The 12,335-nt window shown below is 66.1% G+C and carries 12 protein-coding genes; 2 read left to right on the forward strand and 10 right to left on the reverse strand.

Annotated elements, in window-relative coordinates:
- Window positions 1–11 precede the first annotated feature (11 nt).
- The 8 genes from secG to LK542_RS09120 form a co-directional block, all read right to left on the reverse strand.
- Window positions 12–488 (reverse strand): preprotein translocase subunit SecG, encoded by a 477-nt coding sequence (gene secG, locus LK542_RS09085; RefSeq protein ID WP_227811658.1) that lies wholly within the window; start codon window positions 486–488, stop codon window positions 12–14.
- A gap of 60 nt (window positions 489–548) precedes the next feature.
- Window positions 549–1,298 (reverse strand): triose-phosphate isomerase, encoded by a 750-nt coding sequence (gene tpiA, locus LK542_RS09090; RefSeq protein ID WP_227811659.1) that lies wholly within the window; start codon window positions 1,296–1,298, stop codon window positions 549–551.
- Between the two features lie 106 nt (window positions 1,299–1,404).
- Entirely contained in the window at window positions 1,405–2,385 is a 981-nt protein-coding gene (locus LK542_RS09095; protein ID WP_227811660.1) for an NAD(P)H-quinone oxidoreductase, read from the reverse strand.
- A gap of 69 nt (window positions 2,386–2,454) precedes the next feature.
- Window positions 2,455–2,910 (reverse strand): hypothetical protein, encoded by a 456-nt coding sequence (locus LK542_RS09100; RefSeq protein ID WP_227811661.1) that lies wholly within the window; start codon window positions 2,908–2,910, stop codon window positions 2,455–2,457.
- Between the two features lie 46 nt (window positions 2,911–2,956).
- A complete protein-coding gene (locus tag LK542_RS09105) occupies window positions 2,957–3,175 on the reverse strand; it encodes a hypothetical protein (RefSeq protein WP_227811662.1) in 219 nt (72 codons plus the stop codon).
- A 61-nt stretch (window positions 3,176–3,236) separates the two neighbouring features.
- Window positions 3,237–4,229 (reverse strand): MYG1 family protein, encoded by a 993-nt coding sequence (locus tag LK542_RS09110; protein WP_227811663.1) that lies wholly within the window; start codon window positions 4,227–4,229, stop codon window positions 3,237–3,239.
- Window positions 4,230–4,287: 58 nt separating this feature from the next.
- Complete coding sequence (fdhD, locus tag LK542_RS09115) at window positions 4,288–5,124, reverse strand: formate dehydrogenase accessory sulfurtransferase FdhD (protein ID WP_227811664.1); 837 nt, start codon at window positions 5,122–5,124, stop codon at window positions 4,288–4,290.
- Window positions 5,121–7,424: an FdhF/YdeP family oxidoreductase gene (locus tag LK542_RS09120; RefSeq protein ID WP_227811665.1), complete on the reverse strand. Its 2,304-nt coding sequence runs from the start codon at window positions 7,422–7,424 to the stop codon at window positions 5,121–5,123. Before LK542_RS09120 ends, fdhD begins: the two co-directional genes overlap by 4 nt.
- 270 nt (window positions 7,425–7,694) lie before the next feature.
- Between LK542_RS09120 and LK542_RS09125 the strand changes: the two genes are divergently transcribed.
- A complete protein-coding gene (locus LK542_RS09125) occupies window positions 7,695–9,053 on the forward strand; it encodes an SGNH/GDSL hydrolase family protein (RefSeq protein WP_227811666.1) in 1,359 nt (452 codons plus the stop codon).
- Between the two features lie 49 nt (window positions 9,054–9,102).
- Here LK542_RS09125 and LK542_RS09130 read toward each other — a convergent pair whose 3' ends face one another.
- On the reverse strand, window positions 9,103–9,714 hold the full coding sequence (locus LK542_RS09130) for a tetratricopeptide repeat protein (protein WP_227798907.1): 612 nt from the start codon (window positions 9,712–9,714) through the stop codon (window positions 9,103–9,105).
- Between the two features lie 83 nt (window positions 9,715–9,797).
- Window positions 9,798–10,583, reverse strand: a complete 786-nt coding sequence (locus LK542_RS09135) for a GIN domain-containing protein (protein WP_227811667.1) — start codon at window positions 10,581–10,583, stop codon at window positions 9,798–9,800.
- Window positions 10,584–10,936: 353 nt separating this feature from the next.
- Here LK542_RS09135 and LK542_RS09140 point away from each other — a divergent pair, with 353 nt between their 5' ends.
- Entirely contained in the window at window positions 10,937–12,325 is a 1,389-nt protein-coding gene (locus tag LK542_RS09140; RefSeq protein WP_227811668.1) for a pitrilysin family protein, read from the forward strand.
- The last annotated feature ends 10 nt before the right edge of the window (window positions 12,326–12,335 follow it).

Genomic DNA, 12,335 nt, shown 5'->3' on the forward strand with positions numbered 1-12,335 from the left:
CCGCCCCGTTTTTACTTGGTCGGAGCCGGTGCAACTGGTGCAGCTGGCGCAGCAGGAGCCGCGGTCGACGGCGCCGGGTTCGACACACCCGAGGTTTGCGGGATGTCGTTGACCGGAACGGCCGGCGCGGTCGCCGGGCCGGCGTTCGGGCCTGCGCCCGGCACGTCGCTAGGAATGCCGGTGGCCGGCGCCTTCGACGACGGCACGGTCACGCGCTCCATCACACCGCCATCGGTGCCCGCTGCGGTGCGGCCATTGCTGAACCAGGCCAGGGCCAGGGTCGAGGCGAAGAACACGGCGGCCGCGACGGCGGTCGACTTCGACAGGAAGTTCGACGAGCCCGAGGCGCCGAACAGGCTGCCCGATGCGCCGGAGCCGAAGGCCGCGCCCATGTCGGCGCCCTTGCCGTGCTGGACCAGCACCAGACCGATGATGGCCAGGGCCGAAATAACCTGCACGACAATAATCAGATTGAACAAGGTGTTCATTGCAATTCCATTCCCAAGTTAACGACGTTTTAAATGCTTTACTTCTAAAACTTTTGTCTGTTATGACGCTGCGCGGATGATGCCGAGGAAGTCTTCCGCCTTCAGCGCCGCGCCGCCAATCAGGCCGCCGTCGATATCCGGCTGCGCCATCAGGTCCGCCGCATTATCCGGCTTCATGCTGCCGCCGTACAGCACCAGCGTGTTTTCCGCGGCTTCAGCGTTGCAAGCACGCAGTTTTTCGCGCAGGGCAGCGTGCACTTCCTGGGCCATGGCCGGGGTTGCGGTCTTGCCGGTGCCGATCGCCCATACCGGCTCGTAGGCCAGCACGATCTTGTCGATGGCTTGCGCGCCGATGGCTTCCAGCACGGCGTCCAGCTGGGCATTCACGACCGCCATGGTCTGCCCCGCTTCGCGCTGCACCAGGGTTTCGCCGACGCAGACGATCGGGGTCAGGCCCGCCGCCAGGGCGGCCCCGGTCTTCTTGGCCACCAGCTCATTGGTTTCGCCGTGGTAAGCGCGGCGTTCGGAGTGGCCGACGATCACGTAGCGGCTGCCGAAATCCTGCAGCATCGTCATGCACACTTCGCCGGTATAGGCGCCGACCGGATGGCAGGACACATCCTGCGCGCCCCAGGCAACCGGGGAGCCCTTCAGGATTTCTTCGGCCTGGAACAGGTAAGGCGCCGGCACGCAGACCGCCACGGCGGCCTTGGCATTGTCGAGCCCTTCGAGGATACCGGTCAGGAGCGTGGCATTGGCCGCGCGGCTGCCGTTCATTTTCCAGTTACCTACGACGAGTTTGGGACGCATAGAAGCCCATGATTAGATTAACCCGCTATTCTAGCGGTCGAATATGTAGCGGTCAAACAATGGCTGAGCCACCTAGACGCGCTACTTCCCTTGTTGATTCAATCTCTTAGATCACTTCCAGCACGATCTTGCCGACGTGGGTGCTGGACTCCATCAGCGCATGCGCCTCGGCCGCCTGGGCCAGCGGGAACCTGCGGTAGATGACCGGCTTGAGTTTCCTTTGGGCGAACAGCGGCCACACGCGTTCGCGCAAGCTGCGTGCGATCGCCGCCTTGAACGCGACCGGGCGCGGGCGCAGGGTCGAGCCGCTGATCTGCAGACGACGGCGCAGCACCTGGCCCAGGTCGATCTCGGCCTTCGCGCCGCCCAGCAGCGCGATCAGGGCGATGCGGCCGTCGTCGGCCAGGCAGTCGACCTCGCGCGGGAGGTAGTCGCCGGCCACCATGTCGAGGATGACGTCGACGCCCTTCCCGCCCGTCAGGTCCTTGACCACCTGGGCGAAATCTTCGGTGCGGTAATTGATGCCGCGCTCGGCGCCCAGCTGTTCGCAGGCGCGGCACTTGTCATCCGAGCCGGCGGTGGCGAACACGCGGTGGCCGAGCGCCGTGGCGAGCTGGATCGCGGTCACGCCGATGCCCGAGCTGCCGCCCTGCACCAGCAGGGTTTCGCCGGGCGCAAGGCGCGCGCGGTCGAACACATTGGTCCACACCGTGAAGAAGGTCTCGGGCAGCGAGGCCGCTTCCAGGGGCGTAAGACCTTCCGGGATCGGCAGGCACTGCTCGGCCGGCGCGGTGCAGTACTCGGCATAGCCGCCGCCCTGCACCAGGGCGCAGACCATGTCGCCCTTGTTGAAGCTGGCCGCGGCGTAGTCGCCGTCGACGATTTCGCCGGCCACTTCCAGTCCCGGCAGCTCGGAGGCGCCCGGCGGCACCGGGTACTTGCCCAGGCGCTGCAGCACGTCCGGGCGATTGATGCCGGCCGCGTGCACCTTGATCAGGACTTCGCCGGCCTTCGGCACCGGCGTCGGCCGTTCGCACAGCTGGAGGACGTCCGGCTTGCCGGGCTGCGTGATGTGGATGGCGCGCATGGAGGGCTCCCGTGTTGAAAAAACCGCAATTGTAAGGGAGTGCGGAAAAAGCTGTGCGTCCGGTTCCGCTTACCCGGTATAGGGACCGAACCAGCTGTTCCAGAATTCGTCTGCCGGCGCGCAGTGCTCCATGCGGCGTCGCTCGGCTACCCGACCATCCTTGGCAACGAGGCGAAGCGAGCACAGGAACGGATCACCGTATTCGATGTAGCCTGGCCGCTTCGGGACCGGAGGCAGGCCGAACTCGACCGAAATCGTCGCAGCGTCCAGTTCGTCCAGTGCCGCGCCGTGCCGACCGAGCGCCTGACGCAGATGATGCGCCCACGTCCGTGCCAGGCTAGTGCTCGCAGGGAACGGCGGGTTCGCACAAGCGGCAAGCAGGTTCAGGTCGATTCTGTTGTCGGCCGCGCGGGCCTCGAAGTACATGACGCCCAGCGCCCAGTGGCGCTGATAGTCGTTGTCGCGGCCGACGAACTTGTCGAGCAATCCGGCTGCGATATGGTTGAGCTTGTATTTGGAAAGCATGCTTGCTGGCTAGTACACAGGCAATGCTGCAGCTTATCAGATGCGCTCAGGCACGCCGATGCTGCTCAGGAGGCGGCGCGACACTCACCCCGCGCAGGGTATCGCGACGCAGCCGCACCCGGGTATGCGGCGCACGGATGCCCGCCGACATGCCCCAGGCCGCAGCCCAGCGCAGCGCACGGTCCGTCTCCGGCCCGAAAGGGCGGGCGGCCGAGGCGCGGTTCAGCGCGGCCGACATACGCTGCATTGCGTAAAGCTTTCTCATCGAAACAATCTTGGCCATGGGACCAAGATAAAACTTCGGACGAAGAGAAACCGTGCCCTACCTAACTCATTGCGCCAACCGGCTCGCGCGGGCTATAGAGCGGCGTCAAACCGGCATCGACCGCCTGCAGCGCCTGCAGCGCCATCGCATAAGCGCCGTCGAAGGATTTTGCTGCGGCAATGAAACGGCCGTTGTGGCAGAACTTCGCATCCGCCACGCCGGTGACGCGCGCCAGGTCCTCGTCGCGCAGGCCGGCCCAGCTTTCGGGAAGATCGGCGCGGGCGTCGAAGGTGTCGGTGGTGGCCGGCACCGTGTGCAGCATGTGGCGGTCTTCCGACAGGCTGTGGCTGATCACGAAGAGCACTTTCGGCATTTCCTTGCGCACCACCGAACTCCAGGGCAGCGCGGCATTCTTCAGGAACAGCAGGCGCCCGTTTTCCAGCGTCCCGGACTGGCGCACCTGGGCCAGCGCGAGGATGGCGCCGACGCGGTACTTGACCGAGTTGATGATGACCTCGGTGAGGAAGTCCATCGCCTTGCGGAACTGGGCCAGGCGGTAGGCTTCCGCCTCGGCGCCGTAACCGAGGCGCTGCTCATCCAGCCAGTTCGGGTTGAAGCCCGAGACCACGGCCGACATGCCATAGCCGCCCGGCGCATTCTTCGCTGCCCCGACGTCGGACAAATCGAGGTACTGGACGATGTCGGCATCGATCGCGTAAGCCATCTGCTGCGCGGTGTCGTCGTCGAGCCCGTGCCCGGTGTGTTCAGCGGCCAGCGTGGCCACGCAGCGCGCGCCGTACTCGCGCCAGACCAGGCCGGCGCTGGCATAGGGCACGCCGCTGGCGCGGGCGCCCTCGAAACCCTTCTGGTGGTGGTCGAAGCGGCCGCTGGCCGGGTCCCAGATGCCGCCGACGTCGACCACGAAGTCGGCGGCTTCGATGATGGAAGGCTCGCGGGTGCGGACGATCTCGGCTTCAGGGAAGAGAATGTGCAGGACGGCCACCGCCCATGCGTCGTCCGCATGGAACTTGCCGTTGTGGGTCACGATGACCATGAAGGCTCCAGGATGCTAGGTTCAAGGAGCGCATCATACCTGTTCCAAGCCCGCGGCTTCACACGGCTTCAGGCGCAAGCCGCTGCGGATGGCTGTAAATCACATGCCGCCCTCCCCGCACGAAACCGGCCAGTGTCACCCCGGCCTGCCCGGCCAGCTGCACGGCCAGCGCGGTCGGCGCCGAGATCGCGGCCAGCAAAGGAAAGCCTGCACGCGCCGCCTTCTGCACCATCTCGAAGCTGGCGCGGCTGGTCACCACCGCGAAGCCCGCGGCGGTATCGATCTTCGCGCGCAGCAGCGCGCCGACCAGCTTGTCGAGCGCATTGTGGCGGCCGACGTCTTCGCGCACGCACAGCAGTTCGCCACTGGCGTCGGCCCAGCCGGCCGCATGCACGGCGCCGGTCGCATGGTGCAGTTCCTGGCGCGCCGCCAGCGCCGCCATCGCCCGGTGCAGGGCTTCGGGCGGGAAGCGCGTGTCGGGAACGGCGCGCGCATCGAGGTCGTCGCCGTCGAACCAGTCCAGGCTTTCGATGCCGCACAGGCCGCAGCCGGTCCGGCCCAGGCGGGCGCGCCGCGTTTCCTTCAGGCGCATCATGGCGCCGGAAGCGATCCGTATCTCGATGGCGATGCCGTGTGCCGCCTCGTCGACGTCGATGTCGTAGATGTCGCGCGCATCGCGCACGATGCGTTCGGCCAGCGAGAAGCCGACGGCGAAGTCTTCCAGGTCGCGCGGCGTGGCCAGCATCACCGCGTGGCTGATGCCGTTGTAGACCAGGGCCACGGGCAGCTCTTCCGCCACCAGTTCGGATACGCCCTCCGATGCGCCGTCCTGCCAGCGCGCCGCCAATACGCGGCTGGCGCCCGGCGGCGCAAAAAAGCCCTCGCCCGCATTCATGACGGCCTCCCGCCGCGTTCGAGGATCACATCGATCGCCTTCGCTGCCGGCACCTTGCTTTCCTTGGCGTGGTGCCACAGCGGGATCAGGGGATTCAGTTCCGGGAAATAGCCGGCGATGCAGCCCTGCGGCACGTCGTAGGGCACCACCGCCAGGCCGGCGACGCGGCGCTCGACGCCATCCTCGGCAGCGCAGCGCAGGCTGACGATGTCGCCCTGCGCCAGCGCGTACTTCGCCATGTCGGCGCGCGCCATGAAGATCACCATGCGGCTGCCGTAGACGCCGCGGAAGCGGTCGTCGTGACTGTAGATCGTGGTGTTGAACTGGCCGTCGCTGCGCACCGTGAACAGGCGCAGCGTCGCCGCCCCGCTTCTCAGGTCCGGGTTGCCTGCCAGCGTGTCCGGCGCCGTAAACTCGGCCTTGCCGCTGGCGGTCTTCCACACCCGGTGTGCGGCGCCGAGCGGCTTGCGAAAGCCGCCGGGCTGCCACATGCGGGCATTGAAATCGTGGAAGATGTCGGGATAGGTCGCTTCGATGGCGTCGCGGATGCCGGCGTAGTCGCCCACCCAGCGGTCCCAGTCGACGCGCGGGTTCGGGTCCAGGGTCGCCTTGGCAATGCCGGCCACGATCGCCGGTTCCGACAGCAGCGTTTCCGCTACCGGCTCGGCCATGCCGCGCGAGCCGTGCATGCAGGCGGTCGAGTCCTCGATGGTCACGGCCTGCTCGACACCCTGCTGGCGGTCGATCTCGATCCGTCCCAGGCAAGGCAGGATGTAGGATGCCTTGCCGTGGACCAGATGGTTGCGATTGAGCTTGGTGGAGACCTGCACCGTCAGGGGAATCTCGCGCCAGGCGGCTTCCATCAGGCCGCGCTCGGGCACCGCGCGCACGAAGTTGCCGCCCAGGCCGATGAAGGCTTTCACCTTGCGCGCCAGGATGGCTTCGCAGGCCTCGACCGTGTTCATGCCCTGCTCGCGTGGCGGTTCGAAACCGTACTGCTCCTTCAGTTTGTCGAGCGGCGCCAGTTCCGGCTTCTCGGTGATGCCGACCGTGCGCTGGCCCTGCACGTTGGAGTGGCCGCGCACCGGGCACACGCCGGCCCCGGGCTTGCCGACGTTGCCGCGCAGGAGCAGCAGGTTGACGACCATGGCCACGTTCTGCACGCCGTTGCGGTGCTGGGTCAGGCCCATGCCATAGACCGCCATCACGGCGCTCGAGCTACGGTAGACCTGGGCCGCGCTTTCCAGGGCGCCGCGTCGCAGGCCCGATTCGCGCTCGATGTCTTCCCAGGGGCAGGCACGCACCGACGCCTCGAATTCCGCGAAACCGTGGGTATGCTCCTGCAGGAAGGCGGTGTCGAGGACGCGCTGGGCGCCGGCCGCGCGGGCGGCATCGTCGAAGTCGACAATGGCCTTGCACAGGCCCATGATCGCGGCCGTGTCGCCGCCCGGCTTGACCTGGTGGTACTGGGTACTGATCGGCGTCTCGGCGCCAGTGAGCATCTCCGTCGGCGACTGCGGATTGGTGAAACTGACCAGGCCGCGCTCGCGCAGCGGATTGAAGGTGATGATCGGCACACCGCGCCGGCGCGCTTCCTGCAGCTGGTGCAGCATGCGCGGGCTGTTCACGCCCACGTTCTGGCCGAAGAAGAAGATGCAGTCGGTCTGTTCGAAGTCGTCCAGCACCACGGTGCCGACCGGCACGCCCAGCGTCTTCTGCAGCCCGACCGACGTGCTTTCATGGCACATGTTCGAGCTGTCCGGCAGGTTGTTGTTGCCGTACATGCGCGCCAGCAGCGCGTACATGTAGGAGGTCTCGAGCGAGGCCCGGCCCGAGCTGTAGAACACGACTTCCTTCGGATCGAAGCCGCGCAGGCTTGCTCCGATTTCGGCAAACGCGGTGTCCCAGGCAATCTCGCGGTATCTGTCGGACTGGGCGTCGTAGCGCAGCGGGACGGTCAGGCGGCCCTGGTCTTCCAGGCTGTGGTCGTCCCAGCTTTCCAGTTCGGTAACGGTGTGGCGTTCGAAGAAATCGGCGCCAATCGCTTTGCTGGTCGTCTCCCAGGCGGTGGCCTTGGCGCCGCTTTCGCAGAATTCGAAGGGATGCGGATTGGCCGGCTTGGCCCAGGCGCAGCTGACGCACATGAAGCCGTCCGGCTTGTTCTGGCGCAGCAGCAGGCGGCTGTCCTTCAGCGGCACACGCTGGTGCAGCAGGATGGTGGTGACCTCCTGTACCGATCCCCAGCCGCCGGCAGGCATGGTCGGGTTCTCGATCCTGACGTCTCCAGAATGCTTGCTCATGGCGGCTCCTCGTCGGTAGAAGCCTCACGCTAGTCCTGTTGCCGGGCTGACTCGGTGCGCCCGCCCACAAACGCGGCGGGACGACGGGTCAACCTCCGGACAAGATTTCTCTACAATCCATGGAAAGTTCTTGCAGGAATGTTAATCTTTTCGGGCTTCGATGCCGCGCAAAGGATGCCCCTGTTGCCGTCTTGTCCACGGTGCGCGCGCTCGCTAGATTGATAGACGAGCTCATGCGTAACGCATGTGCACCACCGAAAGGAGCTTGCAATGAAACGCTTCCTGCCCCTGCTGCCGCTGCTAGAACATGCAGCCTCAAGACTCAGGGACCTGTTCCCTGCCGATACTTCCCGCATGCAGCCGCGCCGGCGCCTGCTGCTGGGTAGCGCCATGCTGGCCGCCGCGCTGGCCCTGCCCACGCATCCGGCCAGCGCCCAGCCATGGACCACCGAACACTGGACCGGCACCTGGGGCACGGCCCCGGCCGGTCCGCCGCCCGAAGCCAGCCTCCAGACCTTCACCGACCAGACCGTGCGCCTGATCGTGCACACCAGCATCGGCGGCAACCGCGTGCGCATCCGCGTGTCGAACGAACTCGGCACCACGCCGCTGACGATCGGCGCCGCCCGCATCGGCCTGCGCGCCAGCGGCTCGGACGTGGCCGCCGGCACCGACCGCGCCCTCAGCTTCGGCGGGCGCAGCTTCGTCACCCTCCCGCCTGGCGCCCCGGCCGTGTCCGATCCGGTGGAACTGAACGTGCCACCGCTGTCCGACCTGGCCGTGAGCCTCTACCTGCCCGGCACCGTGCCCGCGACCACCGTGCACCAGCTGGCGCTGCAGACCAATTACGTTTCCCTGCCGGGCAACTTCACGGCCGCCCCGAGCTTCCCCGTGCAGCGCACGATCCAGATCTGGCCCTTCCTGACCGAGGTCGACGTCGACACCAGCGGCCCGGCCATCGTCGCCCTGGGCGACTCGATCACCGACGGTACCCGCAGCACGCCCGACACCAACAACCGCTGGCCCGACTGGCTGGCGCGCCGGCTGCAGATCGAGCGCGATCCCGTCCTCGGCATCAACGCCCGCATCGGCGTGGTCAACCGCGGCATCAGCGGCAACCGCCTTCTGAGCGATTCGCCCAACACCCTGGCCGGGCGCAGCGCCCAGGAACGCTTCGACCGCGACGTGCTGGCCACAAGCGGGGTGCGCTACCTGGTGGTCCTGATCGGCATCAACGATATCGGCAACAGCTCGCCCACCAATCCGGTCACGGCGGAAGACCTGATCGCCGGCTACCGCCAGCTGATCCACCGCGCGCACGCCAAGGGCATCAGCGTGATCGGCGCCACCCTCACGCCTTTCGAAGGCGCGGGTTATTACTCGCCGGAGAAAGAAGTGGTGCGCCAGGCGGTGAACAACTGGATCCGCAACAACGACGAGTTCGATGGGGTGATCGACTTCGACCGCGTGACGCGCGATCCGGCCCGGCCGACGCGCTTCCTGCCGGCCTACGACAGCGGCGACCACCTGCATCCGAACGACCTCGGCTACCAGGCAATGGGCAATGCGGTGCCCTTGAGCCTGTTCCGCAGCGCTGCTGCCAGGGCCGCGGCCGCACCAGCGAAGTGAGCTCACGGAGGCGCATGGAAAAACCGCCGGTCTGGGCCGGCGGTCTGGTTCAGGAATTGTTTCCCGTGCGCGAGCTCGTCGGCAGCGGCTTGCCCGGCTTCCACAGCCGCGACAGTGACTGCGCCTCTTCGATCTGCTCCTGCGTCATCTGGCGCGAGATCGCGGCGCGCTGCTCGACCGCGTTGTGATTGCCGCTGGCGGCGGCCAGGTTCCACAGCATGTAGGCCAGCACCATGTCCTGCGGCATGCCGGCCTGGTGGTAGCGGTACATCAGGCCGAGCGCGTGCTGGGCCTCGGCGTGGCCCTGCTCGGCCGCCTTGCGGAACCAGCTCACCGCATGGCGCTGGTCCTGGGGCACGGCATTGCCGGTGTAGTACATGGCCCCCACCACGTACTGGGCGTCGGCCTTGCCCTGCTGGGCCGCCTTGATGTGCCAGGCAAAGGCCTGCTTGTAGTCGCGCGTGACGCCGCGGCCCATGTAATACATCAGGCCCAGCAAATGCTGGGCGTCCGCATGGCCGGATTTGGCGAGCGGGACGATCTCTTTCAGTGCTGCCGCGTAGTTGCGCGCGTTATAGGCGCTGGCCCCTTCCGCGAAGCCCGCATGTGCACTGGCCTGCAGGCCGAGCACGAATGCGATCGCTAGGAATAGTTTTTTCATGTCTCGTTCATGGAGTCAGGATCTCTGCGTACCCTTGGTTTTCGTTATGGACTCGCTTTGTTTTCCTGCGTTTCAGGCGGCGCTTATTTCCAGGTAACCTTGCCCAGGCCATCCACGCTCTGCTTGCGGTTCTGCGGCTTGCCGTACACCGTCACCGAACCCAGTCCCGACAGGGTCAGGTTGGCGCTGTCGCGCGCGGTCACGGTGGCGTTGCCCAGGCCCGACAGCTCGAGGGTGACGTTCTCGGCCGAGAACCCCTGGGCGTCCAGTCCGCCCAGCCCGCCGAGTTCCGCCTTGAGCTTGCGGCTGCGGCCCGACAGGGTCACGTAGCCCGCGCCGCTCAGGTTCAGCTCGACGCTCTCGCTGTTGATGCCGTGCACCTTCATGCTGCCGACGCCGCCCAGGTTGGCAGTCAGCACCTTGTAATTACATGATACATTCATCGACCCGGCCCCATCGAGGTTAAGCTCGAGTTCGTCACCCGAGAAACCGGTGACGGCGGTGCCGCCCACGCTCTCCGAGCTGACTTCACGCAGGTTGGGCAGCGTCAGTTCCGCATGCAGGCCCATGCTGCGGCCCAGGTTGATGCTCACGCCCTTGGTTTCGGTGCCGATGTTGAGCGTGTCGCCGCTCTGCAGCGTGGTGGTCTTGCCGAGCAGGCGTGGATCGCCCGTCAGCACCAGCAGCGGGGTATTGCCCTGGCGGATCTTGAGGTCCACCACGCCGTCGAGCTTGACGCGCACCACGCGCGCATCCACCTGGCGCGTTTCGGTGGCCACGTCCGGCGCTGCCCTGGCGACCCCGATACCCGTGAGGAAGGTGGCGCACATTGCCGCGAAAGCCAGGCCGAACTTGGAAAGCTGCTTCATCGAATTCTCCGAATACCTATTCTTGGTTGTGTTTGCTGCCGGCCTCGTGAGCTGGCTCTAGCGCAACATTACCAGCAAGTGTGTGTCTTCACTGCATGGTCTTAGCATGTTGCAACTATATCGCCCCGGGCCGCCCGTGCATACGGGCCTGCGATGAACTGCAAAAAACGCAGTCCAGAGCGGCAAATGGCGGGATGGGTGTGCGTTGCGCCGCTTCGACATCGCGCAAATTTATTGCCTAAAAAAGATTACTTATTGGCATTCCATTGCGCTAAGATGCAGCGCATGACAGCTTGCCTGTCATAGAGCATTTACTACAACTCACCTTCCCGAGTTCACTACGAGGTCAACCCATGCGCATGCGCCAATTACCTGTTTTGCTGGCCGGGCTCACGTTCTCGCTGTCGGCTTTCGCCGCTTCCGCGGACCAGTGGACCCTGCCGGTCGCCGTCAAGAAGCTCAACAACGGCCTGACCGTGGTCGTCACCGAAGACCATAGCTCGCCCACCGTCGGCGTGTCGGTCGTGTACCACGTGGGCATGCGCCTGGAGCCGAAGAACCGCACCGGCTTCGCCCACCTGTTCGAGCACCTGATGTTCCAGGGCACGCCGAACGCCAAGAAGGGCGTGTTCGACACCACGATCACGGCCGGCGGCGGCCGCAACAACGGTTCGACCCGCCCCGACTTCACCAACTACATCGAGACCGCGCCCGTGTCGGCGCTGGAACCGATCCTGTGGCTGGAAGCGGACCGCATGAAGACCCTCGACTTCAACCCGGCCACGCTGAAGAACCAGCAGGACGTGGTGAAGGAAGAGATCCGCGTGAACGTCAAGAACCAGCCCTACGGCGGCTTCTACTGGATCGACATCAGCCAGCACGCCTTCCAGAAATGGGAAAACAACCATGACGGCTACGGCAGCTTCGAAGACCTCGAGAACGCCAGCCTGGACGACGTGCGCGCCTTCCACCGCGACTACTACGGCCCGAACAATGCCGTGATCGCGATCGCCGGCGACGTCACCCCGGCGCAGGGCTTCGCGCTGGCCCAGAAATACTTCGGCTCGATCCCGGCCCGCCCCACCCCGAAACCGACCGACTTCAACGAAGGCCTGAACACGGTCGAGAAGCGCGTCGAGCAGAGCGACGCCCTGGCCCAGGTGCCGGCGATTGCCGCGGCCTGGAAGGTGCCGCCGCGCGGCCACCGCGACCAGGCCGCCGTCGCCGTGCTGGGCGAGCTGCTGGGCGGCGGCGACGCCTCGCTGTTCTACCAGGGCCTGGTCAAGGGCCGCGAGATCGCGCTCAACGTCGACACCCTGTTCGGCCTGACCGGCCCCTTCGAGTACAACGGCCCGACCGTGATGACCGTGTTCGCCCTGTACAAGCCGAACAGCAGCGCCGACGCCATGCTCAAGGCCATGGACGAAGAGATCGCCAAGGTGGTGCAGAACGGCGTCGACGCCGCCACCCTCAAGCGCGTCAAGACCCGCATGCTGGCCGACTGGAACAACAAGCTGGAAAGCTTCATCAACCGCGCCGACACCGTGGCCAAGATGCAGGTCCTGTGGGGCGACGCCAACGTCGTCAACAAGATCCCGGGCTGGATCGAAGGCGTGACGTCGGAAGACATCCAGCGCGCGGCGCGCACCTACCTGGTGCCGACCAACCGCACCGTCATTGACCGCAAGCCGGCCGCGATGGCCGCGGCCCCTGCCGCAGCCGCTGCGGGCACCAACAAATAAGGAGCAGATC

It is taken from the genome of Massilia sp. IC2-477 (assembly GCF_020707265.1).
GTDB lineage: Bacteria > Pseudomonadota > Gammaproteobacteria > Burkholderiales > Burkholderiaceae_D > Telluria.

What these genes read in the sequence shown, in the direction of transcription:
- secG (WP_227811658.1), bottom strand. Translation starts at nt 488, where the DNA reads ATGAACACCTTGTTCAATCTGATTATTGTCGTGCAGGTTATTTCGGCC.
- tpiA (WP_227811659.1), bottom strand. Translation starts at nt 1,298, where the DNA reads ATGCGTCCCAAACTCGTCGTAGGTAACTGGAAAATGAACGGCAGCCGC.
- LK542_RS09095 (WP_227811660.1), bottom strand. Translation starts at nt 2,385, where the DNA reads ATGCGCGCCATCCACATCACGCAGCCCGGCAAGCCGGACGTCCTCCAG.
- LK542_RS09100 (WP_227811661.1), bottom strand. Translation starts at nt 2,910, where the DNA reads ATGCTTTCCAAATACAAGCTCAACCATATCGCAGCCGGATTGCTCGAC.
- LK542_RS09105 (WP_227811662.1), bottom strand. Translation starts at nt 3,175, where the DNA reads ATGAGAAAGCTTTACGCAATGCAGCGTATGTCGGCCGCGCTGAACCGC.
- LK542_RS09110 (WP_227811663.1), bottom strand. Translation starts at nt 4,229, where the DNA reads ATGGTCATCGTGACCCACAACGGCAAGTTCCATGCGGACGACGCATGG.
- fdhD (WP_227811664.1), bottom strand. Translation starts at nt 5,124, where the DNA reads ATGAATGCGGGCGAGGGCTTTTTTGCGCCGCCGGGCGCCAGCCGCGTA.
- LK542_RS09120 (WP_227811665.1), bottom strand. Translation starts at nt 7,424, where the DNA reads ATGAGCAAGCATTCTGGAGACGTCAGGATCGAGAACCCGACCATGCCT.
- LK542_RS09125 (WP_227811666.1), top strand. Translation starts at nt 7,695, where the DNA reads ATGAAACGCTTCCTGCCCCTGCTGCCGCTGCTAGAACATGCAGCCTCA.
- LK542_RS09130 (WP_227798907.1), bottom strand. Translation starts at nt 9,714, where the DNA reads ATGAAAAAACTATTCCTAGCGATCGCATTCGTGCTCGGCCTGCAGGCC.
- LK542_RS09135 (WP_227811667.1), bottom strand. Translation starts at nt 10,583, where the DNA reads ATGAAGCAGCTTTCCAAGTTCGGCCTGGCTTTCGCGGCAATGTGCGCC.
- LK542_RS09140 (WP_227811668.1), top strand. Translation starts at nt 10,937, where the DNA reads ATGCGCATGCGCCAATTACCTGTTTTGCTGGCCGGGCTCACGTTCTCG.